The following is a 21,635-nucleotide window of genomic DNA, read 5'->3' as shown; positions in this document are numbered from 1 at the left end:
GTGAATGCGGAACCGGTGATCTACCGCTGGAAATGGAAGCTTGAAGACATCGAGTCCGCATTTACTTAATTGATAACGTATTTATAGATTGAACTACTAGATTGCAGAATTCGGGCCTCCGTTCGGAGGCCCTTTCCATGTTTTAGAGAAGACCTTCTTTTGTCTTCTGCGCGATCATTAGAGCAGATTTATCAAGAAGTTTTTTTTCTTCGTCTGTCAGTTCCAGATGATGGACGTATTCCACGCCATTCTTACCGATGACTGCCGGATATCCGACATAACAGCCATAGTCTTCCAAATAAACCGAGGCAGGACAGGCAAGCTTGGCATCCGAGAAAACTGCTTGCAAAAGTTTGGCTGCGCAAGTGGCAATCGCGTAGCAAGTGTATTTCTTGCCGTTAAAGACAAGCCAGCCGCCTCCTCTTGCTGCCTTATCTAATTCGGACAATTCAAGATGCTGGTCTTTGGCGATTTCAGTGATCGGCTCACCCTGAACGGTAATTGTCGACCAAGCGGCAAACTGAGATTCTCCGTGTTCACCCAAAACATAACCGGCAATGTTGTGCGGGTTTTGGTCCAAAGACATGCTGACAGCTCGCTGCATACGAGCGGTGTCCAAGAAGGTTCCGGTTCCGAAAACCTGCTGGCGGCTCAAACCTGTGTAGTGCTGAAGCAAACCTGTAATAACGTCGCAAGGATTCGAAATATTGATCAGCACGCCGTGGAAACCGGCTTCTTTCAAAGCAGTTCCGACTTGCTTAGCCTGCTGGCAGTTAAAAGAGTATTCCAGAAAACGATTTCCGCCGTCAGCCAGCGCTTTGATATCTCCGAAAGCAGTAATGACGACATCGGCATCTTGCAGAGCCTTGTAGTCATTCATTGAAAGCTTTGTGTAGGTATCCAAGCGGCCTAAAGAATCCAGAAGATCGTAAAACTCAGCAGTACATTTTGCTTCATTTGTATCAATTAGCACCAATTCGTCAGCGATTCCTTTTGTCACAAGGGTATAGGCAACGGTGGAGCCGACGTGGCCCAAACCGATAACACCAACTTTTCTCATTTTTCCTCTCTATGTTGATACCTAAGATGCAATCGATTCTAAGTAGAAACCTTGAGAAATCTAAAAATATCGGTAGGATTTTTGCATCCAAATCGACCTTTTCTCCCTCGCTCAATCTCTACTGCTAAAAATTGGTCTTGATGAGGTCCTACGAGTTTGGTACGATGATCTCAATTCGCCCTTCCTCTAATCCGAACGATTCAATCGTTTGCGATGCCCGAGGAAGGTTATTTTTATGTACTTTCCTCCCAGCCTTTAAAAATTCTTAGCGAAAAACCTCTCTTTTAGGGAGGTTGAAAATTCAAGATAAGTTGCTTCCTAGTTCTTTGCTTTCGCTACTTTGAGAACTCAGGTACAATTCGTCTTCCTGCGAGTGTGGCGAAATTGGTAGACGCGCTAGATTTAGGTTCTAGTGTCTTTGACGTGACGGTTCGAGTCCGTCCACTCGCACCAAGACACATACACATATCTACACAAGCCCGCACATGCGGGCTTTTTTGTTTTTCCAACTGCACATATCTGCACATATTTACACATGAATAGAGCATAAATAGAGCATGACGTAGAGCATGGAAAGGATAAAATAAAGGCCTAGAAACCTACTATTTTTCGCTTTCAAAAATGACACAAAACTGTCCGCCCAAACCTTGGTTAAGCATCGAACAGCAATTGGAGTTAATGCGCTCCAGAGGAATGCACATCACCAGTACGGCGAGAGCTGCATCAATGCTTAAAGAATTTGGGTATTACCGACTAAGCGGCTATTCCTACGTTTTAAGAGAGGTAGACCCAGAGACAGGCGTCAGACTTAATTCTTTTAAAGCCGGCACATCTTTTGATTATGTTATCGAACTCTATGAGTTTGATAAGATGCTCCGGCTCTTGATCTTAGATGCGTTGGAAAGAATTGAAATTTCGTTCAGAACTTCAATTTCCTATCATCTCGGCCAAACAGATCCGCTCTTCTATAAGAATCCAGATAATTTCAAAACAGAGTTTAGGACAACTCAATACCCTATCTGGTTAAAAAAGCAGCAAGAAAAAATAGAGCAATCGAAAGAGGATTGTATTAGGCACAATACTAAAAAATACGGGGACAACATTCCTGTATGGGTCGTCTGTCAAACATGGGAATTTGGTCAGTTGACTTGGCTTTTAGGTATGTTGAATTACAAAGAAGTCGAATCTATCAGTCAGAACTATGGCTTTTTTGGTTCCAAATCCTTTTTAACTTGGTTAAAGTGCTTAAAGGAACTGAGAAATATTTGTGCGCATCATTCCCGGCTTTGGAACAGAGTATTTTCTTTCTACCCAAACAAACCAGTTAAAAAAGATGCCTCCGCTCCCATAAGTTGGAGCGCAGCTTTCGATGAAAATGAAAAACAGACCCTATTCTTCCGAGTTTGTGGAATCATTCATTTCTTAAAATTTATTGAATCTGAATCAACTTGGGAAGAGAGATTCAAATCAGCCCTGAAAAAGTTTCCGTCCGCGCCAGAACTCGATGTAACGCTTGAGTGCATGGGATTTCCAGAAGATTGGGAGGAGCAAATTGAATGCATAAAAAATAACCTTCCTCGAACACCACAATCAACTGAGTCGATCGGGTTAGAGGAAGGCCTTGGTGCAAATATGTTATCAAAAAGATAAGTAAATATCAAATAATTCAGTGCGTTTTGTGTCCATATACGTCCATATGCGTCCGTATGTGTCTACCTAGATGCGCGGATATATACATTATTTAATAAGGAAAAGTTATGGCCAGCATTGGTAAGTTGCCGACGGGGAGCTATCGTGTCCAGTACTACGTTGATGGGAAAAAATGCTCTAAAACCTTTAAAACTCGCTCCGAGGCTAAGACCTTTGCTGCACGCATTGAACTCTCCCCGGAAAAGTTCGCCAGTCGGCTGACTTTTGCAGATTGTCTAAAAGAATATCGAGACACTATGACAATTAAAAAGAAAGGTGCCCGGGAAGAATCTATCCGGATAAACAGACTTCTGAAGTATCCGTTTGCTTCCGTTCTTCTCTCTGAGCTGACGGCTGTAGACATTCAATCCTGGGTAGATCAACGAGGATCTGAACCTTCAAAAAATGGCGGGACGGTTTCCCCGGCAACCGTTCGTCGTGAATATTGTCATGTGATAGGCGTTTTGAATTACGCTGTCCGGAAGGGATTTATTCCGAAGTCTCCGGCTGTGGGAATCAGGCTGCCTGCAAAACCCGATCACAGAGAACGAGTGGCAACAGAAGAAGAGATTGAACGCTTAAAAGCCGCAACCGGATGGGACGGCGTTTCTGTTCCGGACAACCTTCTCCAGTCGGTCATTTTGGCTTTTGTACTTTCATGCAAGACCGGGATGCGTGCCGGGGAAATTCTTAAACTTGAGCACTCCTGGATCGATGGCCGTGTCATTCATTTGCCGGCGGAAGCGACCAAAACTTCTACCCGTCGTGATGTCGCCTTAAGCCTGGATGCAGCTCGTTTGATAGACCTAGCAATCAAAGCAAAAAAGACCACATCACCAAAAATTTTTGAAGGTTTAACAGATAAAAATCGTGACGCGCTCTGGCGAAAGGCGCGAGATAGAGCCGGTTTAGGGCCGTTAAGAGACTCTCAGGGCCGTGAAATTCGTGAGGGATTAAATTTCCATGATGGCCGAGCCACATTCGCTACTTGGGCGGCCTCCCCTGATCCACGTACAGGAGCGCCCCGTTTGGACGTTCTGGCATTGGCCAGACAAACGGGGCATCGTGATTTAAAAATGCTGCAGAAATACTATCGGGCAACGGCAGAAGAAATCGCTATGAGATTAGACGCTGCCGTTCTCGAAGAGCAAGAAAAGTGACTTTTGCCTGCTTTTCATAGTGTTTGTCGATCCATCGTTTGACATCCTCATAACGCCACCTTTTATATCCGTTTTCAGTAACGCAGACAGGCGGCGGAAAGGTCGGATCATTAATAACCTGATCCGTGGAGGAGGATCGGCCTGAGTTCCCCAGCATGTAGGAAATATCCCGTTTGCGAACCAAGACCGGCGGGATATTCGGCCGCTTAAGCAATCGTTCTGCTATTTTGTCGGCCAGGGCGTCCATTTCACTGTCGTTCATTTTTGATCCCTTTGTTGTCATTTTCACATTTTTAATTCATTCACTTTTGTCCGGAGAAACTCGGTTTTGATCACGCAAGTCCGGAATCAAAACCCGGCCATCGGCTGCCTCCGAAAAGACGTCTGTACGCATCCTCGTTGTATTTGATGTTTTCCCAGATTTCGCCTTGTGAGAGTCCAAGGGAGCAGAGTCTGTCAACGCAGCTGTTGAAAAGTCTTTTGAAGAACTGCAGGGCTGAGGGCTCCTTTGCTGCTTTCTGCAGCATCGGAGTTTCGCACCGTTTCAGGGCTGACATCTTGATTTCAATCAGCTGCATGTAGCCTGATTCGAGATCCTTCAGTGCCGGGTAAACGGTAAACAAGGCATTCAGATACCAAGCTGCTTTGAGCAGATCGACCTGCTCCGGCTGCTTAGGTTTTGTGCCAGCGCGAAAGATGTACTTCATGGCGTTGCCGCCATAGAATCCGAGCGATTCGCACCAGAAAATGGGCTCGACGGTGACAGCGTGGCTTTTGTAGTGTTCAGGGTTTGTCAGTTTTTCGTATTCCATTGTTTTTCTCCTAACGCTGCATTCTGTCCAGCAGCTGAATCGATTCGGCAATGACTTTTGTTGTGTATCGGGTTTGGCCGTTCTGATCCTGCCATTTTTCTGTTTCTAGGCGCCCTTCGATGTAAATCGAGCTGCCCTTTGTTGTGTACTTCTCAACGATCTCGGCCAACTTTCCCCAGAGCGTTACGGTGTGCCATTGAGTCTGCTCTACCCGCTCATCGTTCCTGGTGAATCGTCTGGTTGTCGCGATTGAGATTTCCGCGACTTTCATGTTCGAGTGAGTCATTCGGACGTCCGGGGCTTGACCGAGGTTGCCGATCAAAATGACTTTATTAACGGAGGCCATTATTCATTCTCCTTTTTGACTTGTTCCGCGCTGGCGATTAAGGCGGAAGCTACGGCGTGGGCTTTTTCCGGAGAAAGAGGAATCATGAATTTCAGCTCTGAGTTGTCCGGAGATTCACAGATCAACGCCGGGAAGGTAACGTGTGCGCAGGAGTCCTTAATATGGATATCGAGTTTGCTCACAGTTACGTTCGTAAGATCCAAGGGTTGAAACCCTTTCTCGCTGAAAGCCTGACGTGTTCTTTCTTCTACGAGTTGTTTAATCAGATTCTCTTTTTGCATTGCTGCTCCTTTTAAGTTTTTCTTTGGCTCGTTCGTAAGCCCAAGTAAATTCATTAAGTGTTTTGTGAGGCGCCAGTGCCACGGCCTCTTTTAATGTCGGGATGATGATGGCAAAGGCCTGGCTGATGATCTTGATTTCGTCGCCTGTGGCCACGAAGCCTTTGGTTTGTCCTTTGAGCTGTCGGTCGCTGATGTCGTTGACGGCTTTCCGTGCTGCCATTGCGATCGGGCCTACTTCGTTGATCTCCTGCTGGTTCAGGTGCTCATAACGTTTGTAGAGCAGACCGAGAAACCAATTGAGCGTGTCTTCGATCCAGTCCATCTGCTGATCCGTCAAGGTTCCGGCCGGGAGACTGGATTCAACATACAACGCGACCTGAGTCAGTTTGGCTTCGACATCGGCCTGAGCTTCCGCCGGCCAATAAGGTCCGATCTTTACCTGTCTGGGGCGGTAGGCCTTCTTCCGGGTATTCTTAGATTTAGGCATCGATGTCCTCGAAGTCGTGGATCGGATTGAACGAAAGCCAATAAACTTCATTGGCCGTAAAGAGCGGATAAGTGATGTAACGGTCAAAATCTTCGTTTTTTTCGGATTTGCAAAATGTCCGGATACAAGTGTGACCAGCAAATCCATTTGCATAACGTTCTAAATCCCCGACGGCGAGCTGAAGCAATGTTTCAACTTCTTGTTTCTTAGCCGACGGAACATGCAGGGTGATAAATTCGCGAATCGCAAATATGGTCGAGCGTTTAAGTCGCTTCATTAACTCTCTCCTAATTGTTCATTCGTGGCTCCAGTCTCACCCTTCGTTTCAGTGAAATCGTCCAGTTTGGCGATGATGGAGTACAGTTTCCCGCGGATTTCAACTTCATGGCGGTACCCACCTGCAAATTCCGCTGGTATGGAAGGGTTCTGGAAAAACACAAGCTGGCCGGCGTCACAGTTATACGAATTTGCCTGCCATTCGAGTTCTACGACAATGCGGCGTCTGAGAAACCAATTGTCCAATTTGTCGTATGAGCGGGCAGCGATGAACTTGTCCAGTGCGTTGACGAATTCAGGTTTGAGCGTTTTCATAGTGATTCCAAAAACTTGTGTGGGTGCCGGTCTTTCCCGGCTGCCATCCCTGTTCGATAATTGAAGTGTCTAAATCCCATTAACGAACAAGGAGTGAAAATGGCTGAAGTTTCAACAAGCAGTAATCTGATAAGTTTTACTAAAGACGATGCAATCAAACTTATTTCCGCTGCCTTACAGGGTGGAGCGTTAAAGCTTCCTTTTGCGACGTCCTTTCCTGAGCGGATCGTCGAGTCCAACGAGGGAGAAATTTTTAAGCCTTTCCTGCGGAAAGAAAATGTCACCATCAAAGAGGTTGTTGACGGTAAAGTCATGGACCAATTTGTGATTCCGGCCCGCGCGGACGGCCTTTACCTTCTTTCCCTTTTGGCAGTTCTTACGGAGGGAATTTCCAAAGATGCTCTGGCCGATCTCGGATTGACCGCCGCCGGCAAGTGAATCTACTCTGATTAAATGACGAAGCTGGAGCTGGAAAAGCCTCCAAAGCGAGCTTTCAATATATGTATCATCGGCATTGTGATGGTTTACGTTTTTTTGAAAGAGCTTCCAGATGCTGAGAGCCACCTTCCTGTTTAAAGGAACCGGTTTTCCATAAGTAGCTTCAGCTTCCTCTTTGATCTCAAGGCTTTCCCAAGCCTTGAGGATCATTTCCTTCTTTTTCCGCTTCATGATGCTTTCGCCGTGAATTGAGACAATTCGCTGATCCGCTGAGACAGGATTCGCACGCAGTCGCTCCAGAGTGTGCGAGCAGGTTCTGCAGTATTTGTTGTCAGGCAGCAGTGGCCGAGAAGTGCCAACAAGGTTTCAACATCGTCCAGCGGGATCTTGTGTCCGGGAGCTTCGATGCGGGAAATACATTCCCGGGCAAAGACGCGGCAACCGTCTGAGTAACCCTCGCCGGCCCATGTCAAAAGACGTCTGGATGAATCGCTAAAAGCGTTTGCTGCTTCGTCTGAGAAAAAGACGAATTGAATTGGTTTGTTTGAAAATAACATAACGCACCTCATTGAGAGATGCGTCTATGGTAATAGACTATTTAATTTTTGTCTACGGACGTATACATAAGTAGTAACTTACTTCAGTTGTCGAAGAATATTTAGAGCTATTTGCTGCCCTTCTTCAGACAATTTCCTCACAACTTCGCTGGCCTCTTCAGGTATTCCGCCTTGAATTGTGTCTGTCGTGGCGGTTCCCTCCCCAAGCACTAGCCAATAAGGATCAACGTCCAGTGCTCTTGCAACTTTGAGAGAGACCTCAGCTGTGAAATTTTTTGCTACGCCTTTCATCACATTGGAAATGGTCCCCCTAGTTACGCCAGCTCTTCGAGCCAGTTCAGATTGGGTCATCCCGCGAATGGCTAGTGCGTAAGCGAGTCTTTCTGCAACTGTATTCATGTTAAGTAGTTTATTAACGATTATGTCTTTGGGGATAAACAAAAGACTTGACAGACGATGTCTATGTACATATACAATTTAAGTTATGAAAAAAAAGACTGCTATTGAATTGTTTGGATCGGCGTCGAAGTTGAGCAGAGCTGTTCAATACACGAGAGGAGCGATCCATAACTGGCCCGATGAACTTGATCGAAGAAGAAGCGACCAAGTAATAGGCGCAGCTGTTCGGGTTGGAAAACTGAGCCCTGCTCAGGCAAAGGAACTGATTGAACATGAGAGACAAAGGCACGAACGAAGTCAGGGCTCTGCTAACTGATTTGGCGATTTCGGTAATCCGCCAAGTCGTGGCTGATGATCCGGATCGATCCCAAAACTCGATCATTAGGGACGTTATGGACGCGTGGGCTAAGAAGAAAGTCATGAGGGACCTCCGAAAAAGGGATGCCCTCAATTTAAGGATTCGGGATTACGAAAGCTACGGCGTTGATACGGCGTCGTTACGGCAGGAGACGGCAAAGTAGCCGAAGTCTGCCGGAGTTTTCCGAAAAATGCCGTATCAATGCCGTGGACTACGGCACCAAGGGGAATAGAAAATGAAACGTGACCGCTACGGTCGCCAGAAGAGGAAAAGAAAAATGACTGAAGAAGAAAGATTCCGGGCGACCGACAGATTTGAAAAGGAGCTAAGACGGATGGACGCCGATCGGCTCAAAAAGTCCGACTGGATGAAGGTCGATTGGGTTGCTGTCCTGCTTCTGGCCATGACGGCTTTTTGTGCATTTTATTTTCTCGTTTCAGGCTTTTAAATGGATTGGGACAAAGAAATTAAAGATCTGAAGTTCCGGCTTGCTTTGCTGGGTGTTGCGGTCTTGCTCCTTTATGTTGTCTTTTTCGGCCTGTTGGCTGAATTGACATGAATTCTTAGCTAGAAATCAAAATGAGAAAAAATAAAAAAATCCTCCGCTGGCTCATATTTGCAGTCCTGGGCGCTTTCTTGTTCACAACGATTATCCCGTTGGCTGTCTCTTCAGCTCTGCCGGCTTGGTTCATTGGCCTTGTGGTCACGACCGCAGTCGCCGCAGCCGTTTATCTGATCGCGACAAATCTTTACTAAGGAGAAAAAATAATGTCCGGAAAATCAATTTTTATTGCCGGTGCGGTTGCTACTGCTCTAGTTGTGGGCGGAGTCTATGCCGTTGCAAATCTTGAGACCGTTCCTGCAGGTTATGTCGGCGTCAAGGTTAATCTTTACGGGTCAGAAAAAGGTGTCCAAAACGAAGAGCTTGGCGTCGGACGCTACCTTCTGACGTGGAATGAACAGTGTTATTTGTTCCCGACCTTTAACCAGCTCCACACCTATTCCGTTCCGTTTACGTTTCAAACCTCCGACGCTATGGCCGTCAATGCAAAGATCGGCGTTGAGTATCAGGTAAGACCGTCCATGGCCACCAAAGTCTTCCAGACATACCGAAAAGGTGTCGAAGAGATTACAGAGGTGAACCTCAGACAAAACGTATCCGATGCACTGATCAAATATGCGTCCCTAATGGATGTAAATGAGCTGACCGCAAACGGTAAAACCAAACTTTTAGAACACGTGACCGAAGAACTCAGACATCAGCTGGAAGACGTCGGCATTCACATTATCCGAGTCTCTTGGGCGTCCGATATCGAGTATCCGCCTCAGGTCAGAGAATCTATTAACGCAAAGATCGAAGCAACTCAAAGAGCCATGCTTCGTGAAAATGAAGTTGCTCAATCCAAAGCCGAAGCCGAAAAAGCCCGTGTGGCAGCTCAGGGCGAAGCCGATGCACAGCTGACAAAGGCGAAAGCTGAAGCTGAATCCATTGCGATCAGGGCAAAAGCACTGCGCGATAACCCGCAGGTTTTAACGCTGGAAGCGATTAGCCGATGGGACGGCAAACTTCCGACATTTCTAGGCGGAGATTCCCTTCCGCTGCCTTTACTGGATGTCAACAAAGCAGCTTTAACGAAATAAACGATTTTGCAGTCTCGGGACAGTTGCAACTGTAGAGTCTTCCTCCCTCGCACCTGAGACTGCCCCTACATTGGAGGAAAGAGGAATCATCATGGCGAAATCACTAAGAGAAGTTGAAGAGCAAATGAGCTCTGTCGGAATCGATGTTCCGCCGGGTGTCGATTTGGTTGTCAACGGCTCAAACTGGAAACGGTTTAAGCCTGCAAATTCTCACTTCAAACGCGGCAAAGAGGTTTTTTACGGGATTTGGGAAAAGCCGCTGGGCTCGGGCCGCAGCTATTACTTTGGCACCTTCGGAATCGGGAGCCAATCCTACAAGATCACGCACACCCGAAGCGGCTGGACGCAGGAAGAATGGCGCGAAATTAAGTCACGCACGGAAACCGACCAAAAGATTGTCGATGAAGCGCTCCAGGAGCGCCGTCGGTCGGCAGGTCAGAAGGCCGTCAAAATGCTGCAGGCGGCAAGCTCTTCCGTTTCCATGAGCCATCCGTATGTGGTCAAAAAACAGATTCTGCCCTACGGTGCCTATCAGCTGCGCAATCAGATCTTGCTCCCGATGTGGAAGGACGGCCGTGTGGTCGGCCTGCAGACGATTTTTCCTGCAGAAACTCAGGACGGCAGCACCGAGATCCAGAAGCGATTTTTGTCCGGAAGCGACTTAAAAGGCTCCTGCTTAAAACTCGGGGAACCCGCCCAGCCGCCGGAGGCGATTATTTTGACGGAAGGATGGGCCACGGCTTGCAGCATCATGCAGGCATCCGGCGCACCGATGGTCGTTGTGGCCTTCTCTGCCGGGAATCTCCTTCCGGTGGCCGAAAGCCTTAGGGCCGAATACCCGAACTCCAAGATCGTCATTGCTGCAGATAATGACTGCCACTATCACACAGCCCTGAAGCGTGAAATCAACGACCGCTTCGGCATTGAACTCAATATCGCGGCATCTAAAGCTTCTGCTCGGGAGCAGATTGTTCCCGGAGGAAAGGTCATGGCCTGGTGGACAACGAAGGATAAGGAGACTTATCTGGAGTATGAAGAATGGTCGGACGGAAGGCCTCGCCCCATGCACCGCTCGCTTTGCAATACCGGCGTAGTCAAGGCCAAAATCGCGGCTTCCAAGGTAGGTGCTGCCGTGGTCATTCCCCGCTTTGCCGATGTTTCTTTGAGAGGCACCGACTTTAATGACTTGGCCGTCCAGGAAGGACGCGACGCAGTCTCTCAGCAGTTAGCCTGGAGGCAGGCGGAGCCCTTAAGTAAGGGGTCCGGAGACAAAAAAGTGAATGAGAAGAATTTAGGGGTTATCAGTTCCCTCGGTAAACGTTACATCGCCATTGACAGCACGGACACGTGTTGGGATACCGAGTACTTGAGAGTGACGAAGATCTCAACCATCCGACAGTGGTTCGGAGCCAAGACCGTGAACCTCTGGCTGCAGAATGAGTTCGACAACCGCCGAATCATCCAGCCCGAGCAGCTGATTTTTGAGCCGGATCCGAAAAAGATCCCGCTCGGCAGCATCACGATGTTTGCCGGATGGCCGATGAAGCCCAATTACACCCATAAGTGTCAAAGACTGATTGATCATCTTTTCAAGATCTGCGGAGAAAACGATGATCTCTTCCAGTGGGTGGCCGCATGGCTGGCCTACCCTCTTCAGCACCCGGGCGCCAAAATGCAGACGGCCTTAGTCGTCTACGGCGAAAGAGAAGGCACCGGAAAGAGCATGTTCTTTAATGCGATTTCTAAGATTTACGGTCAGTACGCCTGTTCGGTTAACCAGAACATGGTGCAGAGCGATTTCAACGGATGGGTCTCTAAGAAGCTGTTTGTGGTCTGTGAGGAGGTGGTAACGAATCAGGAGAAGCGAAATTTGAAAGGTGCGCTTAAGAATCTCGTCACCAACCCCACGCATACGATAAACGAAAAAGGGCTTCCTGCGCGATTTGAAGCAAACAAAACGAATTTTGTGTTCCTCTCTAACGAACTTCAGCCGCTGATGTTTGACAGTGCCGACCGCCGTTATCAGGCTATTAAGTTTGAGACAGCCTCGCCTCCGGAATACTTCGAGGCTCTCGCTGATGAAATTGACAACGGCGGGATTGAGTCCTTCTATGCCTATCTGCTCAACTTTGATACGAGTTGGTTCAACGAGAGCAAAAGGCCTCTGGAGACTCAGGCAAGACTCGACTTAAAGCGTCTGGGGAGTGACTCGGCCATTCGCTTCATTGAGGATTGGACGTCCGGAAATATCAATTTGCCGGTGGGGCCGGCCGTGCTCGGCCATCTCTATGATGCCTACACCATTTGGTGCAAGTCATCCGGAGAAAGACCCTGCAGCAAAGAGGTTTTTGGCGGCAGGTGTAAGAGCCGGCTAAACGGCGGACGACTGAGGGTGCAGCTCTACAGCGAAGATTCGTCTTCGACTGAGACGCTAAGGCCGCTGAAGATATATCATAGGCAGGTGTATTGGCCGAAAGCCACGGAAGATCCGAAAGTCAATGCTGAATTCTCTCAGCGTGCTCGGGCGTTTCAGATTGACGTGGAAACCGCCAAAGAAAGGTTCTATCGTGATTTCAAGTCTCTCCAGTAAACCTTTTTCGTACCTTTTTGCAAGGTCCTGCTGCTGTTTTAGGCCGCAGGGCCTTTTGTTTTCCCCGTTGTTCATACTGTTCACCCTGTTCAGAGGCACAAAATGGACGGTATGAACACTAATTTTTTATTTGGAATCAAAACGATGGGAGCAGTGTGTTCATATTGTTCACCTAATACACGTCTACCTACATGTGCGCGCGTGGATGGAAATATAAAAAACGGAAAAAAGAAATTTATGGGGTATGGAAGTATGAACAGTATGAACAAGTGAACAAACACTTTAAAAACAAATAATTATGAATAAAACCATTGAACAAACTAATGAACAGTCATTGAACAACTTCTTTGACGATATTGGTACAGCTCCCATGACTCGAATCCCTTACGTAAAACGGCTGCTTTTTTGCTGGTGGAAGTGGCGGAATCTTTCCCGGAACAAACTTCCTCCTCAGTTGGACATGAATAACGACCGAGTGGATTCGTCCAGAAAGAGCAGCGATTTGATTAACGCCGCTTCCTGCGACTTCGCGATGTTTCGTCTGGACAGAATCATCAAGGAGTTGAATCCGACACTCAGGGCGGCCGTTTTCGCGCTCTACGGCCACGCAGGGATGAGAGGCATCATTCATGCGGCCGATGAATTAGGGATTACAAAGCGCAGCCTGATCCGCCGTCTTTGCCGGGCAGATCAGGCAATTGCCATCGAACTCGATAAGCTCAGAAACAAGGAAGAATCATGCTAAGGGTAAATCCTAGAGTCACCTTTTTGTCGAAAATCGGCTATATTTCCATAAAATTTGGCAGTGAGTGGCTCAGACGCCACGACAGCGAACGCCGATCTTCTTACGCACCCTCCCCTATCCGCCCTTCTAATCGGTTGATACAGACGATTTTTAAGGCCTTGCCGATGGGATTTTTAATGTCATTTGTATCTCCTTGAGACTATCTTCTGAGAAAACAAATGAAGAAAGAATTTCAGGCTTCGTCCAGAGAAAGGATTAAGGATGCTGCCTTAGTCGTAACGGGTTTAATTATCCTTACAGTTGCTAAGACAGCCGAGATTTGTGTCGTTGTTGCAGGTCTGACTTACTTCTGGAAAGAGATGCTCCTTCCGGACATTTATTCGGGGAGCGCTCTTAAATGGTGCCTTATTCCATTTCTGGTTTTAATTGCAACGTTAGTAGAGCTAACCAAGAAGAAGTAAGAGCTTTAAAAGATTTTCCCAGGTTAATTGTTCTCGAAGTTTTTCTTTGATTTTGTCCGGAAGACTTCTATTTGAAGCCAGTAAACCGAGATACTCTTCCGGTCTATGCCCTTTGAGAAGAACAATAATTTCCGGCAGTGAGTAGTAAGAAAAGAATCGGCTAATGTCAATGTTCAGCGTCTTAATGTTGCGAAGAACGTCAAAAGCATCCATGTCGACCCAGTAGGTAGACAAAGGCGTTGCCACGGTGCTCATGACATTGAAGCGATCGACTCTGGGGAAGATAACGGCCTGAACGTCATCGGGCAATGATTCGATAATATTTAAAACTTCAGCTTGTTGGCGTACAGAAAGATCTTTGAAGAAATCGGCTAAGGGCTTGGGCATTTTGGGTTTTGAATAAAGAGAACCCGCACAGTAGGACCATGCGGGTTCGGAGGTTAAGCGACTAGATCAAAAGGATCGTTTTTAGGGGCCGGAGAGCCTCCTTTTAACTCGATATCCTTTTTGAATTCTTGCCATTCCCGGAGGAATTTCCCGCATCTGCTGGCCTCCTCTTCCAAAATGGCAATTTGAGTCTCTTTGTCTTTTCCCTTTAACTCAGGAAATTTTTCAGTAAAGAAAATTTGTAGGTCCATAATGAGGACTCCTATAAAGGGGGCTCGATTTATGACGCAGACGGTTTTATAATCCCGTTGTCCCTGCGTTTGTGTTCCAGAGCCCGTTTGGAACAAAACTTTTAGAAGAGCCTATGAGATTGCCCTCTCTTAGGCTCTTCGGCTTATCCGGCGCAGGTCATTTAGAAAATAGCCGGCGCTCTCTTCGGAAACATTGAACATTTCGCTAACTTCTCTTGCGGTAAACAGGCATTTTGTTTCGACGCCAGCTGCAGTCATCAATAAGAAGCTGGCGCCCTTGTCAGCCTGCCACTCGGGATCACGATAGAGCGGGATGTCTTCCCTTCGTGAGGGTGTCCCACGTCCGTAAAGGAGTGCGGGAGGCTTATGGCCTAGAATCATGTGCGATAACTCATGGGCGATGGTGTAACGTTTTCGGCGAACCCCTACTACCTTTTCGAGATCTTCGGGGATGTAGATGGTTTTTGTAACCCCGTCCCAGAGGGCTTCAGATGGGTTGCTGTTAGGTATAGCGTCGAACTCAGCGCGGGTTAAGATTTCGCAGGAAGCGTCTTTTAACCAGGTGCAATAGTCGATGGCCTTCTCTATGTCTATTGCTTCATCGGGTGCTGCGAATCCATTACGGATGTTTAGCATGATGTCATGTATCTGTTTCGTGCTCATCGGGTCTGCCTCGGTTCCTGGGATGAAAGACTGGCGAGCACAATGATTGAAACTCATTTGTTTTGCTCCTCTTCTAGTTTGTTAAGAAACTCTAAAAATTCTTTGACGCTGTCGTCCGAGAGTTTGTGAAAGTTCACTGCTGATACACGAGAAAGGACATTAGCGGTTTGAGTTGGCAAACCGTCTAGATTGATCTGTTTTGAAGAAAGTGCTATTTCTTTCGAAAAATCTGTGTGGAGGCCATACTGAGAGAAAAACTTTTCGGCCTTTCCGCGCCAGGTTGAAGGGACAGGCTTTCTACCGTTTTCGACGGCGCTTAAAAAAGACACAGATACATTCAAATAATTTGCAAGTTGTGTGAGTGTTGTACTTGTTTGAATTCTTGCACTCCTAATAACTTTCCCAAAGGGGCTTAGCATGATAACTCTCCTTAACCTACAGGTTTAATTTTGAACCTGATAGGTTCACAATACTATGTTAACAAGAACGTGTCAAGTTGTAAGGACAGCTTGTAAGGACAGCTGGATTGAAGATTCTAGGGTTTACTTGCATTGTTCTAGTTGCAAACGAAGGCGGATAGCGAAAAAAGCGTCCGCTTTTTTCATGGATTCGTCTCCTACCTTAGGACGAACGCCCGGGCCGTGCGTTATCGGCCTCTCCTTGAGAAGTGGTATGAGGGTTCTCCGGAGCGGTTGGGTGGCTGCTCCGGAGTTTTTTTCATTGAGAAGTTATGCCTGTATTTCCGTTAAAGCATTGTGCCTTTCCCGGCTGCGGTGCGCTTTTCCGCGGCTCCGGCTCTTACTGCGAGAAGCATAAGCAGATCGCTCAGGATCAAAGAGCCGATCGCCGCCGCCAGATTGACAGAGAAAGAGGATCGGCAGCCTCAAGAGGATATTCCTCTGCCTGGAGAAAAGCCCGCGAAGGCTTCTTAGCTCGCCATCCCTTCTGTGTTCAATGTGAAGCAGAAGGCTTTCCTCGATTGGCCGCGGTCGTGGACCATATCATCCCGCATAAGGGGGATAAAGAGTTATTTTGGGATCGAAATAATTGGCAGCCTTTGTGCAAAAGACATCACGACCTCAAGACAGCCGCAGAAGATGGAGGCTTCGGAAACATAGGGAGGGGTGGTGAAAAAGTGAAGTGACGCGATCGTCCGAGACCGCGCCCTCAGTCGAATTTTTACGCGTGCAAAATTGGAGATTTTCGAGGTTTTGCGCGTCTGGAGTAAATAGGATGAAAGGTCGAAAACCTTTACCGACAGAAATTAAAGAACTCCAAGGGACGCTTCAGCCGTGCCGTACAAATTACCAAGAACCTAAGGTCCGCCAAAAAATTTTTGAAAAAGCGGCTCCGCCGGAGACGCTGTCGGACGAAGCAAAAGTCCATTGGACTTTTGTGCTCGAGCACGAAGGCGCTGGCTGGATCAAGCAATGCGACCGCGGAATGTTCGAGCAATACTGCGAACTCTGGGCAGAGATCACGAAAAGCCGAAAAGAAAAAAAGGCGCTCCGCGCAGAGCTCTCGGAACTTCGGCCTCAGTATGAGGAGGCCCTGAAGTTCGGCAGCTTAGACAGAGCCAAGGTCATCAATGCCAGGATGGCGGCCTTGGAAGAAAAAGACAGGTTCCTGGCCAACTTAATCGTTAAGAGTGTCCAGCCTTTCAAAAGCGTGGCCGCCGAACTCGGGCTAACGCCCTCCTCTCGGTCTCGAGTCATCGCTTTAAACGGCGCGGATACTCCGAAAAATCAAGAAGATTCTGAACTTTTTTCAAAAGAGGCGATGCAAAAATGCCTTGAATTTGGCCTTGATTACGGTGGAATGAATTGAAAAATTACGTTGCATGGGCTCAAAAGTACGTGCAGCAGGTCCTAAGCGGCGAAGTTCTCGCTTGTGTTTATGTTCGCCAGGCTTGTGAAAGACAGAAAAAAGACCTTGAAAAATCAAAATCAGGGTCTTTTCCTTATGTGTTTGACCCGTTTTTGGCGACTCGGGCCTGCTTCTTTATCGAGCATTTAAGGCATGTGAAAGGACCTAAGGCCGGCCAGTTGATCCAACTGGAGCCCTGGCAGTGTTTTGTTGTCACTTCAATCTTCGGCTGGGTTCACAAAGATACGAGAAAGCGCCGCTTTAAGCGCTCTTACATTGAAGTTCCTCGCGGTAACGCGAAATCGACGCTTTCGGCCGCAATCGGTCTCTACATGATGACCATGGACGGAGAAGGAGGCGCGGATTGCTACTCTTTTGCGACGACCCGAGAGCAGGCCAGAGAAGTTTTTGACACTGCTCGCGATATGGTTCGCCGCTGCACGGATGTGAGTCGAGAACTCGGAATTAAGGCATTGGATTATTCAATCGTTCAGCTCGCCAGTAATTCAAAATTCGTTGCGAAGTCCGCGCAAGGCAGCACCTTGGATGGTCTCAATACGCACTTTGCTTGTATTGACGAACTTCACGCGCATAAAACCCGCGAAGTCTACGACGTGGTTGAAACCTCTATCGGCAAGCGTCTGCAGCCGCTGCTGTTTGCCATTACGACGGCCGGATTCAACTTATCCGGAATCTGCTACGAACTTAGAAACTACGTGATCGAAGTTTTGTCGGGAAAAAGTTCGGGCGGCGATGACCAGTTTGGAATTATTTACACGATCGATAAAGAGGATGACTGGACAAGCGACAGTGCGCTGATCAAAGCCAATCCGAACTGGGGCGTCTCGGTCCATCCGGAGACGATTAAATCTCTCCGCGATAAAGCGCAGACGGTTGCAAGTGCGGTTAACAACTTTAAGACCAAGCACCTCGATGTCTGGTGTAACGCGGACGCGGCCTGGATGGATCTGAGCAAGTGGAATGAGTGCGGCGATCCGGCCTTGGAGGAATCCGACTTCTACGGGCAGGAATCTTGGCTGGGGCTCGACTTGGCCTCAAAGATTGACTTGACGGCAGCAGTCAGGCTTTTTTGCAAAACGATCAACGGCGTCCAGCATTTCTTTGTTTTTCCGCAGGTTTGGCTTCCCCGTGAAACCGTCAACACAGCGAAAAACGCTTCTTACTCCGGCTGGGAGTACGAAGCGCGTCTGAAAGTGACGGAAGGTGCGGTAGTCGACTTTGAAGAAGTCAAAGAATATGTCCGGAGAAGCTGCTCAGACTTTGTTGTGAAGGAAATCGCTTATGACCCGTGGCAGGCGACTCAGCTCGCGAGTGAATTGACCGAGCAAGGCTGTCCGATGGTCGAGGTCAGAAACAGTGTTCAGAACTTCTCCGAGCCGATGAAAACCATCGAGGCTTTGGTGATGTCCGGAAGATTGCATCATCCGGATGATCCGATTTTTAACTGGTGCGTTTCAAACGTCGTCTGTCATCGCGATGCGAAAGACAACATTTATCCGAACAAGCTGAGGAATGAAAACAAGATCGACTTGGTGGTGGCCTTAATCATGGCCTTCTACTCATTCCTGATCGGCGGCGGAAAGATTGAAAAGCCGGTGGATCTGACACCGATGCTTGATTCTCCGCTCATTTTCAATTGGTAAATTATGTTTTTGAGTTCATTTTTTTCTTCGTTCGGGAATCCGTTTAAAGACAGTAAAGGCGTGCAGCGAACGGAACCGATGCTGGAGCTGGTGCCGAGGAAACGACAGACTTCGGAAGAAACGGCCCTGCAGATTTCCTCCGTGATGGCCTGCACGACGCTTCTGGCTGAAACAGTGGCCTCCATGCCTATCTTCGTTTACCGCAATGACAGCGGAAACAGAGATTTAGCCCGGGAAACCGAACTTTGGAAGCTGCTGCACGACGGCCCGAACGAGTTCATGACGCCGGTGGAGTTTTGGTCTCAGGTCATCTTCAACATGGTGCTTCGAGGCAACGGGTACGCCAGGCTCAAACGAGAGAGAAACGATCCGTCCGGACAAGTGCTCTCGATGATGCCGCTTAACGCTCAGCAGGTCAAAACGATTTACGACGGTACGACCCTGAGATACGAATACAGCCATGACGGTGAGACGGAGAAGATCGCTAAAGAGTTCATGTTTCACCTAAAAGGTGTCGGCGGACGTTTTGCCGGGGCTTCGAAGCTGGATTTGATGGCAGCCACGATTGGCGAAGCGGCCGATGCGCAAGAGACCGCTTCAACGCTGTTTGGCAACGCCAATAAACCGAGCGGCATCCTGAGTTCAGAAGGCACACTCGATACAGAACAGAGAGAGCGCCTTCAATCAACCTTCTATGAAATGGCCAACGGCAGCCGCTCCGGTTTGTACGTGCTGGAAGGCGGTCTGAACTACATGCCTCTGACACTGACGCCGGCAGAAACTCAGCTCCTGGAGACAAGACGGTTCTCTGTGGAGGAAATCTGTCGCTGGTTCGGCGTCCCGTCCGTTCTGGTCGGGTCGAACGCGGCCACAACATGGGGCAGCGGTATCGAACAGATCATCTTGGGCTTCCAAAAGTTCACATTGCTGCCGTTATGCCGGCGAATTGAACAGGCGGTGAGAGCCCGAGTCATGACGCCGGAAGAATTTGCACTCTACACCGTGGAAATTTCCATGGATAACTTGCTCCGGGCAACGATGAAAGAGCGTATGGAAATCCACGGCAAAGCAATCCAGTACGGCGTTGAAACCGTTAACGAAGCACGTCAATACGAAAACTTGCCACCGGTAGAAGGCGGCGATGTCAATTTTGCGCAGTCGGCGCTGAGGCCTATTTCAGCATTGGCCAAAGCAACGGTCGACCAAAAAACTAAGGAGTCAGACAGTGTCTAAAGAGCTGAAAAAGGATCAGACGTTATCCGTCAGATTGGAAGGCGTGGAAGTAAAGCTATCCGAAGACAAGAAAACCGGCGTCATCAAAGGATACGCCTCGGTTTACGACAACTTGAATTGTTACGGCTTTTACATTGCCAAAGGAGCCTACAGCGCGGTACTGAAGAACTCGACTTCGACGCCGAAAATGTTCTTCAACCACGACTATTCCGCCGTTCCGGTGGGCCGTTGGACTTCTCTCAAAGAAGACGATAAAGGTCTTTATGTTGAGGGAGAACTCACACTCGGGGTCGGAGCGGCCTCTGATATTTATGAAGCGCTCAAAGCCGGAACTTTGGACGGTTTGTCTGTCGGTATTCGCGTGGGCGAATACGTTGAGGATGACAACGGCAATATCAAGGTTTTGAGCATTGCTAGGCTCCTCGAAATATCCATCTGCAGCTTCCCGGCTGACGGTCAGGCGAGGATTGCAGAAACACTCTCGAAGGATTCTCTGGATGAAACCATCGAGAAAATTAAGACGTTAAGAGATTTTGAAGCCTGCCTGAGGGATTCTTGCGGCTTCAGCCGGAAACAGGCCTTGGCGCTTGTCTCTCGTGTGAAGAAGGTGCTGAGCGAAGAGCAGCGGGACGCTGCTTTGGCTGAAGCATTAAACAAGGTGCTCGGAGTAACCGAGCGAATCGATAAAGCACTCAGTAGGAAAATTTAAATGAACGAAGAAATTGAAAAACTCCTGTCCGCAATGACCAACATTGAGGCCAGATTAGGCCAGTTGTCCACGGTTGAAGAAACCGCCAAGGTGAAGGCCGAACTTGCCGAACTCAGCAAAAAGCAGCTCGGTCTAGCTGAAGAAATCCGCCGTCTCAAACAGCAGCAGCCGGGCGGCTCTGACAACGTTTCCGCGCCCCTCACACTCGGTGCCCGTGTGGTGGCCGATGCAGGTTTCCTGGAGTTTGCTGCCGGCAAAGGCAAAGGCTTCTCTGTTACTTTGACCGATCCGAACCCGGTCGGCACCGGCTCCACGGTTGACTCCAAAGTTTATCCGGATCAGCGTGTTCAGGGCATCATCGGCATCGGAACAGCACCGCTTACGCTCGAAGATACGATCCATCATTCTCCGACAAGCAATAAAGCGATTGTCTACTCTCGTGAGAAGAAGTACGTCAACAATGCTGCAGAAGTGGTCAACGGTGTGGACTCCGTTCCGCAGTCTGAAATCGAGTTCGATACTCAGACAGCCAACGTCAAAGACATCGGCAACTGCTTCATTGTGACCAAGGACCTCATGGAGGATTCTCAGGCACTGGCCGATTACATTAACTTCCGCGTCCAGTACGGCGTTAAGCAGCGCGTGGAAAGCCAGCTTCTGAACGGTGACGGAACAAACGCCAACTTAAGCGGCCTTCTGGTGACAGGCAACTACACTCCGCACGGCTTTGATCCGGATACCAACCCGGAAATCACAAATCAGGTCGATCTGATTGGTTTCGCAGCGCTGGCCGTGAAGTCTGTGGGTTTGACTCCGAACGTCACGATCATGAACCCGGTCGATTACTTCAAACTTCGCTGTCTGAAGGACTCCAACGGCCGCTACCTCTTCAGTGATCCGATGGCCCCGTCTAATCGTCCGATCTGGGATACATACGTTGTGGAAAGTTCCGCAATGCCCAAAGGCAAGTTCCTGACCTTAGACACCAACATGGCCTGCATGATCTACGACCGTAAAGAAACCGTCGTGGAATTCGGTTATGAAGACGGCAATAACTTCCGAAAGGGCCTTGTCACCATCAAGGCCGACCGTCGTTTGGCCTTCGCGATCGAACGTCCGAGCGGCATTGTCGGCGGCGATTTGACGGTAACAAAACCCAAAACCGAAGGCACCGAGTCTGATAAAGGCACTCAGGGCGGCCAAGGCGGAGCGGGCTAATCAACCTTAGGAAGGCGGCGGTAACGTCG

Annotated in this window: 29 protein-coding genes and 1 tRNA gene; 17 read left to right on the top strand and 13 right to left on the bottom strand. The window is 48.5% G+C overall.

Features of this window, described 5'->3' with window-relative positions:
- Positions 1 to 142 precede the first annotated feature (142 nt).
- Positions 143 to 1,060, bottom strand: a complete 918-nt coding sequence (locus ACZND6_RS08675) for an L-lactate dehydrogenase (RefSeq protein WP_293738676.1) — start codon at positions 1,058 to 1,060, stop codon at positions 143 to 145.
- 369 nt (positions 1,061 to 1,429) lie between these two features.
- Between ACZND6_RS08675 and ACZND6_RS08670 the strand changes: the two genes are divergently transcribed.
- The 3 genes from ACZND6_RS08670 to ACZND6_RS08660 all read left to right on the top strand — a co-directional run bounded on the left by ACZND6_RS08670 (position 1,430) and on the right by ACZND6_RS08660 (position 3,909).
- Positions 1,430 to 1,513 (top strand) — tRNA-Leu (locus ACZND6_RS08670).
- Positions 1,514 to 1,681: 168 nt separating this feature from the next.
- Positions 1,682 to 2,710 carry an Abi family protein gene (locus tag ACZND6_RS08665; RefSeq protein WP_489524568.1) on the top strand — a complete coding sequence of 343 codons (1,029 nt, stop codon included), beginning with the start codon at positions 1,682 to 1,684 and terminating at the stop codon, positions 2,708 to 2,710.
- Between the two features lie 107 nt (positions 2,711 to 2,817).
- A complete protein-coding gene (locus tag ACZND6_RS08660) occupies positions 2,818 to 3,909 on the top strand; it encodes a tyrosine-type recombinase/integrase (RefSeq protein WP_489524567.1) in 1,092 nt (363 codons plus the stop codon).
- Here ACZND6_RS08660 and ACZND6_RS08655 read toward each other — a convergent pair.
- The 7 genes from ACZND6_RS08655 to ACZND6_RS08625 all read right to left on the bottom strand — a co-directional run bounded on the left by ACZND6_RS08655 (position 3,866) and on the right by ACZND6_RS08625 (position 6,426).
- Positions 3,866 to 4,171 carry a hypothetical protein gene (locus ACZND6_RS08655; RefSeq protein WP_300875187.1) on the bottom strand — a complete coding sequence of 102 codons (306 nt, stop codon included), beginning with the start codon at positions 4,169 to 4,171 and terminating at the stop codon, positions 3,866 to 3,868. The two genes, ACZND6_RS08660 and ACZND6_RS08655, sit on opposite strands and share 44 nt — an antisense overlap.
- 70 nt (positions 4,172 to 4,241) lie before the next feature.
- Complete coding sequence (locus ACZND6_RS08650; RefSeq protein ID WP_489524566.1) at positions 4,242 to 4,721, bottom strand: DUF3310 domain-containing protein; 480 nt, start codon at positions 4,719 to 4,721, stop codon at positions 4,242 to 4,244.
- A gap of 10 nt (positions 4,722 to 4,731) precedes the next feature.
- Positions 4,732 to 5,067, bottom strand: a complete 336-nt coding sequence (locus ACZND6_RS08645) for a single-stranded DNA-binding protein (protein ID WP_270209470.1) — start codon at positions 5,065 to 5,067, stop codon at positions 4,732 to 4,734.
- Positions 5,067 to 5,348 carry a hypothetical protein gene (locus ACZND6_RS08640; protein ID WP_489524565.1) on the bottom strand — a complete coding sequence of 94 codons (282 nt, stop codon included), beginning with the start codon at positions 5,346 to 5,348 and terminating at the stop codon, positions 5,067 to 5,069. Before ACZND6_RS08640 ends, ACZND6_RS08645 begins: the two co-directional genes overlap by 1 nt.
- A complete protein-coding gene (locus ACZND6_RS08635; RefSeq protein ID WP_489524564.1) occupies positions 5,326 to 5,835 on the bottom strand; it encodes a hypothetical protein in 510 nt (169 codons plus the stop codon). The genes ACZND6_RS08640 and ACZND6_RS08635 overlap by 23 nt, the downstream gene beginning before the upstream one ends.
- Positions 5,828 to 6,112 (bottom strand): hypothetical protein, encoded by a 285-nt coding sequence (locus ACZND6_RS08630; protein WP_489524563.1) that lies wholly within the window; start codon positions 6,110 to 6,112, stop codon positions 5,828 to 5,830. The genes ACZND6_RS08635 and ACZND6_RS08630 overlap by 8 nt, the downstream gene beginning before the upstream one ends.
- Positions 6,112 to 6,426: a hypothetical protein gene (locus ACZND6_RS08625; RefSeq protein WP_418940927.1), complete on the bottom strand. Its 315-nt coding sequence runs from the start codon at positions 6,424 to 6,426 to the stop codon at positions 6,112 to 6,114. The genes ACZND6_RS08630 and ACZND6_RS08625 overlap by 1 nt, the downstream gene beginning before the upstream one ends.
- A gap of 99 nt (positions 6,427 to 6,525) precedes the next feature.
- On the opposite strand from ACZND6_RS08625, the gene ACZND6_RS08620 reads away from it, so the two are divergent.
- Positions 6,526 to 6,864, top strand: a complete 339-nt coding sequence (locus ACZND6_RS08620; protein WP_418940928.1) for a hypothetical protein — start codon at positions 6,526 to 6,528, stop codon at positions 6,862 to 6,864.
- A gap of 227 nt (positions 6,865 to 7,091) precedes the next feature.
- Here the strand turns inward: ACZND6_RS08620 and ACZND6_RS08615 are convergent, their stop codons facing one another.
- Together ACZND6_RS08615 and ACZND6_RS08610 are read right to left on the bottom strand one after the other, a co-directional pair.
- Complete coding sequence (locus tag ACZND6_RS08615) at positions 7,092 to 7,421, bottom strand: hypothetical protein (protein ID WP_489524562.1); 330 nt, start codon at positions 7,419 to 7,421, stop codon at positions 7,092 to 7,094.
- 78 nt (positions 7,422 to 7,499) lie between these two features.
- Positions 7,500 to 7,820: a helix-turn-helix domain-containing protein gene (locus ACZND6_RS08610; RefSeq protein WP_270209511.1), complete on the bottom strand. Its 321-nt coding sequence runs from the start codon at positions 7,818 to 7,820 to the stop codon at positions 7,500 to 7,502.
- 272 nt (positions 7,821 to 8,092) lie between these two features.
- Between ACZND6_RS08610 and ACZND6_RS08605 the strand changes: the two genes are divergently transcribed.
- From ACZND6_RS08605 to ACZND6_RS08575, 7 genes are all read left to right on the top strand, one after another.
- Entirely contained in the window at positions 8,093 to 8,341 is a 249-nt protein-coding gene (locus ACZND6_RS08605) for a hypothetical protein (protein WP_370826961.1), read from the top strand.
- A 114-nt stretch (positions 8,342 to 8,455) separates the two neighbouring features.
- A complete protein-coding gene (locus tag ACZND6_RS08600; RefSeq protein ID WP_277017450.1) occupies positions 8,456 to 8,626 on the top strand; it encodes a hypothetical protein in 171 nt (56 codons plus the stop codon).
- A 131-nt stretch (positions 8,627 to 8,757) separates the two neighbouring features.
- Positions 8,758 to 8,934 (top strand): hypothetical protein, encoded by a 177-nt coding sequence (locus tag ACZND6_RS08595; RefSeq protein ID WP_412651039.1) that lies wholly within the window; start codon positions 8,758 to 8,760, stop codon positions 8,932 to 8,934.
- Positions 8,935 to 8,946: 12 nt separating this feature from the next.
- Complete coding sequence (locus ACZND6_RS08590; RefSeq protein WP_418575611.1) at positions 8,947 to 9,819, top strand: SPFH domain-containing protein; 873 nt, start codon at positions 8,947 to 8,949, stop codon at positions 9,817 to 9,819.
- A gap of 91 nt (positions 9,820 to 9,910) precedes the next feature.
- Positions 9,911 to 12,409 (top strand): DUF5906 domain-containing protein, encoded by a 2,499-nt coding sequence (locus tag ACZND6_RS08585; RefSeq protein WP_489524561.1) that lies wholly within the window; start codon positions 9,911 to 9,913, stop codon positions 12,407 to 12,409.
- 298 nt (positions 12,410 to 12,707) lie between these two features.
- Positions 12,708 to 13,154 (top strand): hypothetical protein, encoded by a 447-nt coding sequence (locus ACZND6_RS08580; protein WP_489524560.1) that lies wholly within the window; start codon positions 12,708 to 12,710, stop codon positions 13,152 to 13,154.
- A 218-nt stretch (positions 13,155 to 13,372) separates the two neighbouring features.
- Positions 13,373 to 13,615 (top strand): hypothetical protein, encoded by a 243-nt coding sequence (locus ACZND6_RS08575; protein WP_412651043.1) that lies wholly within the window; start codon positions 13,373 to 13,375, stop codon positions 13,613 to 13,615.
- Here the strand turns inward: ACZND6_RS08575 and ACZND6_RS08570 are convergent.
- From ACZND6_RS08570 to ACZND6_RS08560, 3 genes are all read right to left on the bottom strand, one after another.
- On the bottom strand, positions 13,598 to 14,002 hold the full coding sequence (locus ACZND6_RS08570; protein WP_412651044.1) for a hypothetical protein: 405 nt from the start codon (positions 14,000 to 14,002) through the stop codon (positions 13,598 to 13,600). The genes ACZND6_RS08575 and ACZND6_RS08570 overlap by 18 nt on opposite strands.
- 380 nt (positions 14,003 to 14,382) lie before the next feature.
- On the bottom strand, positions 14,383 to 14,973 hold the full coding sequence (locus ACZND6_RS08565; RefSeq protein ID WP_412650986.1) for an ImmA/IrrE family metallo-endopeptidase: 591 nt from the start codon (positions 14,971 to 14,973) through the stop codon (positions 14,383 to 14,385).
- Positions 14,970 to 15,335, bottom strand: a complete 366-nt coding sequence (locus ACZND6_RS08560) for a helix-turn-helix domain-containing protein (protein WP_412650987.1) — start codon at positions 15,333 to 15,335, stop codon at positions 14,970 to 14,972. Before ACZND6_RS08560 ends, ACZND6_RS08565 begins: the two co-directional genes overlap by 4 nt.
- Positions 15,336 to 15,646: 311 nt before the next feature.
- Here ACZND6_RS08560 and ACZND6_RS08555 point away from each other — a divergent pair, with 311 nt between their 5' ends.
- The 6 genes from ACZND6_RS08555 to ACZND6_RS08530 all read left to right on the top strand — a co-directional run bounded on the left by ACZND6_RS08555 (position 15,647) and on the right by ACZND6_RS08530 (position 21,606).
- On the top strand, positions 15,647 to 16,060 hold the full coding sequence (locus ACZND6_RS08555; protein ID WP_412650988.1) for an HNH endonuclease signature motif containing protein: 414 nt from the start codon (positions 15,647 to 15,649) through the stop codon (positions 16,058 to 16,060).
- Positions 16,061 to 16,149: 89 nt separating this feature from the next.
- Positions 16,150 to 16,743 carry a P27 family phage terminase small subunit gene (locus ACZND6_RS08550; protein WP_412650989.1) on the top strand — a complete coding sequence of 198 codons (594 nt, stop codon included), beginning with the start codon at positions 16,150 to 16,152 and terminating at the stop codon, positions 16,741 to 16,743.
- Positions 16,740 to 18,446, top strand: coding sequence for a terminase large subunit (locus ACZND6_RS08545; protein ID WP_412650990.1), 1,707 nt, complete (start codon positions 16,740 to 16,742; stop codon positions 18,444 to 18,446). Before ACZND6_RS08550 ends, ACZND6_RS08545 begins: the two co-directional genes overlap by 4 nt.
- Before the next feature lie 9 nt (positions 18,447 to 18,455).
- Complete coding sequence (locus tag ACZND6_RS08540) at positions 18,456 to 19,679, top strand: phage portal protein (protein WP_412650991.1); 1,224 nt, start codon at positions 18,456 to 18,458, stop codon at positions 19,677 to 19,679.
- A complete protein-coding gene (locus ACZND6_RS08535; RefSeq protein WP_412650992.1) occupies positions 19,672 to 20,388 on the top strand; it encodes an HK97 family phage prohead protease in 717 nt (238 codons plus the stop codon). The genes ACZND6_RS08540 and ACZND6_RS08535 overlap by 8 nt, the downstream gene beginning before the upstream one ends.
- The gene (locus tag ACZND6_RS08530) at positions 20,389 to 21,606 is read left to right on the top strand and encodes a phage major capsid protein (protein WP_270209126.1); all 1,218 of its coding nucleotides are present in this window, start codon (positions 20,389 to 20,391) and stop codon (positions 21,604 to 21,606) included. It begins immediately after the preceding gene.
- The last annotated feature ends 29 nt before the right edge of the window (positions 21,607 to 21,635 follow it).

The sequence above is a fragment of the Parasutterella sp. genome (genome assembly GCF_057870745.1).
This window is presented reverse-complemented; position numbering and strand designations above follow the sequence as displayed.

Bases quoted from the DNA above. Each gene is read 5' to 3' on its own strand.
- ACZND6_RS08675 (WP_293738676.1), bottom strand. From the start codon at position 1,060: ATGAGAAAAGTTGGTGTTATCGGTTTGGGCCACGTCGGCTCCACCGTT.
- ACZND6_RS08665 (WP_489524568.1), top strand. From the start codon at position 1,682: ATGACACAAAACTGTCCGCCCAAACCTTGGTTAAGCATCGAACAGCAA.
- ACZND6_RS08660 (WP_489524567.1), top strand. From the start codon at position 2,818: ATGGCCAGCATTGGTAAGTTGCCGACGGGGAGCTATCGTGTCCAGTAC.
- ACZND6_RS08655 (WP_300875187.1), bottom strand. From the start codon at position 4,171: ATGAACGACAGTGAAATGGACGCCCTGGCCGACAAAATAGCAGAACGA.
- ACZND6_RS08650 (WP_489524566.1), bottom strand. From the start codon at position 4,721: ATGGAATACGAAAAACTGACAAACCCTGAACACTACAAAAGCCACGCT.
- ACZND6_RS08645 (WP_270209470.1), bottom strand. From the start codon at position 5,067: ATGGCCTCCGTTAATAAAGTCATTTTGATCGGCAACCTCGGTCAAGCC.
- ACZND6_RS08640 (WP_489524565.1), bottom strand. From the start codon at position 5,348: ATGCAAAAAGAGAATCTGATTAAACAACTCGTAGAAGAAAGAACACGT.
- ACZND6_RS08635 (WP_489524564.1), bottom strand. From the start codon at position 5,835: ATGCCTAAATCTAAGAATACCCGGAAGAAGGCCTACCGCCCCAGACAG.
- ACZND6_RS08630 (WP_489524563.1), bottom strand. From the start codon at position 6,112: ATGAAGCGACTTAAACGCTCGACCATATTTGCGATTCGCGAATTTATC.
- ACZND6_RS08625 (WP_418940927.1), bottom strand. From the start codon at position 6,426: ATGAAAACGCTCAAACCTGAATTCGTCAACGCACTGGACAAGTTCATC.
- ACZND6_RS08620 (WP_418940928.1), top strand. From the start codon at position 6,526: ATGGCTGAAGTTTCAACAAGCAGTAATCTGATAAGTTTTACTAAAGAC.
- ACZND6_RS08615 (WP_489524562.1), bottom strand. From the start codon at position 7,421: ATGTTATTTTCAAACAAACCAATTCAATTCGTCTTTTTCTCAGACGAA.
- ACZND6_RS08610 (WP_270209511.1), bottom strand. From the start codon at position 7,820: ATGAATACAGTTGCAGAAAGACTCGCTTACGCACTAGCCATTCGCGGG.
- ACZND6_RS08605 (WP_370826961.1), top strand. From the start codon at position 8,093: ATGAGAGACAAAGGCACGAACGAAGTCAGGGCTCTGCTAACTGATTTG.
- ACZND6_RS08600 (WP_277017450.1), top strand. From the start codon at position 8,456: ATGACTGAAGAAGAAAGATTCCGGGCGACCGACAGATTTGAAAAGGAG.
- ACZND6_RS08595 (WP_412651039.1), top strand. From the start codon at position 8,758: ATGAGAAAAAATAAAAAAATCCTCCGCTGGCTCATATTTGCAGTCCTG.
- ACZND6_RS08590 (WP_418575611.1), top strand. From the start codon at position 8,947: ATGTCCGGAAAATCAATTTTTATTGCCGGTGCGGTTGCTACTGCTCTA.
- ACZND6_RS08585 (WP_489524561.1), top strand. From the start codon at position 9,911: ATGGCGAAATCACTAAGAGAAGTTGAAGAGCAAATGAGCTCTGTCGGA.
- ACZND6_RS08580 (WP_489524560.1), top strand. From the start codon at position 12,708: ATGAATAAAACCATTGAACAAACTAATGAACAGTCATTGAACAACTTC.
- ACZND6_RS08575 (WP_412651043.1), top strand. From the start codon at position 13,373: ATGAAGAAAGAATTTCAGGCTTCGTCCAGAGAAAGGATTAAGGATGCT.
- ACZND6_RS08570 (WP_412651044.1), bottom strand. From the start codon at position 14,002: ATGCCCAAGCCCTTAGCCGATTTCTTCAAAGATCTTTCTGTACGCCAA.
- ACZND6_RS08565 (WP_412650986.1), bottom strand. From the start codon at position 14,973: ATGAGTTTCAATCATTGTGCTCGCCAGTCTTTCATCCCAGGAACCGAG.
- ACZND6_RS08560 (WP_412650987.1), bottom strand. From the start codon at position 15,335: ATGCTAAGCCCCTTTGGGAAAGTTATTAGGAGTGCAAGAATTCAAACA.
- ACZND6_RS08555 (WP_412650988.1), top strand. From the start codon at position 15,647: ATGCCTGTATTTCCGTTAAAGCATTGTGCCTTTCCCGGCTGCGGTGCG.
- ACZND6_RS08550 (WP_412650989.1), top strand. From the start codon at position 16,150: ATGAAAGGTCGAAAACCTTTACCGACAGAAATTAAAGAACTCCAAGGG.
- ACZND6_RS08530 (WP_270209126.1), top strand. From the start codon at position 20,389: ATGAACGAAGAAATTGAAAAACTCCTGTCCGCAATGACCAACATTGAG.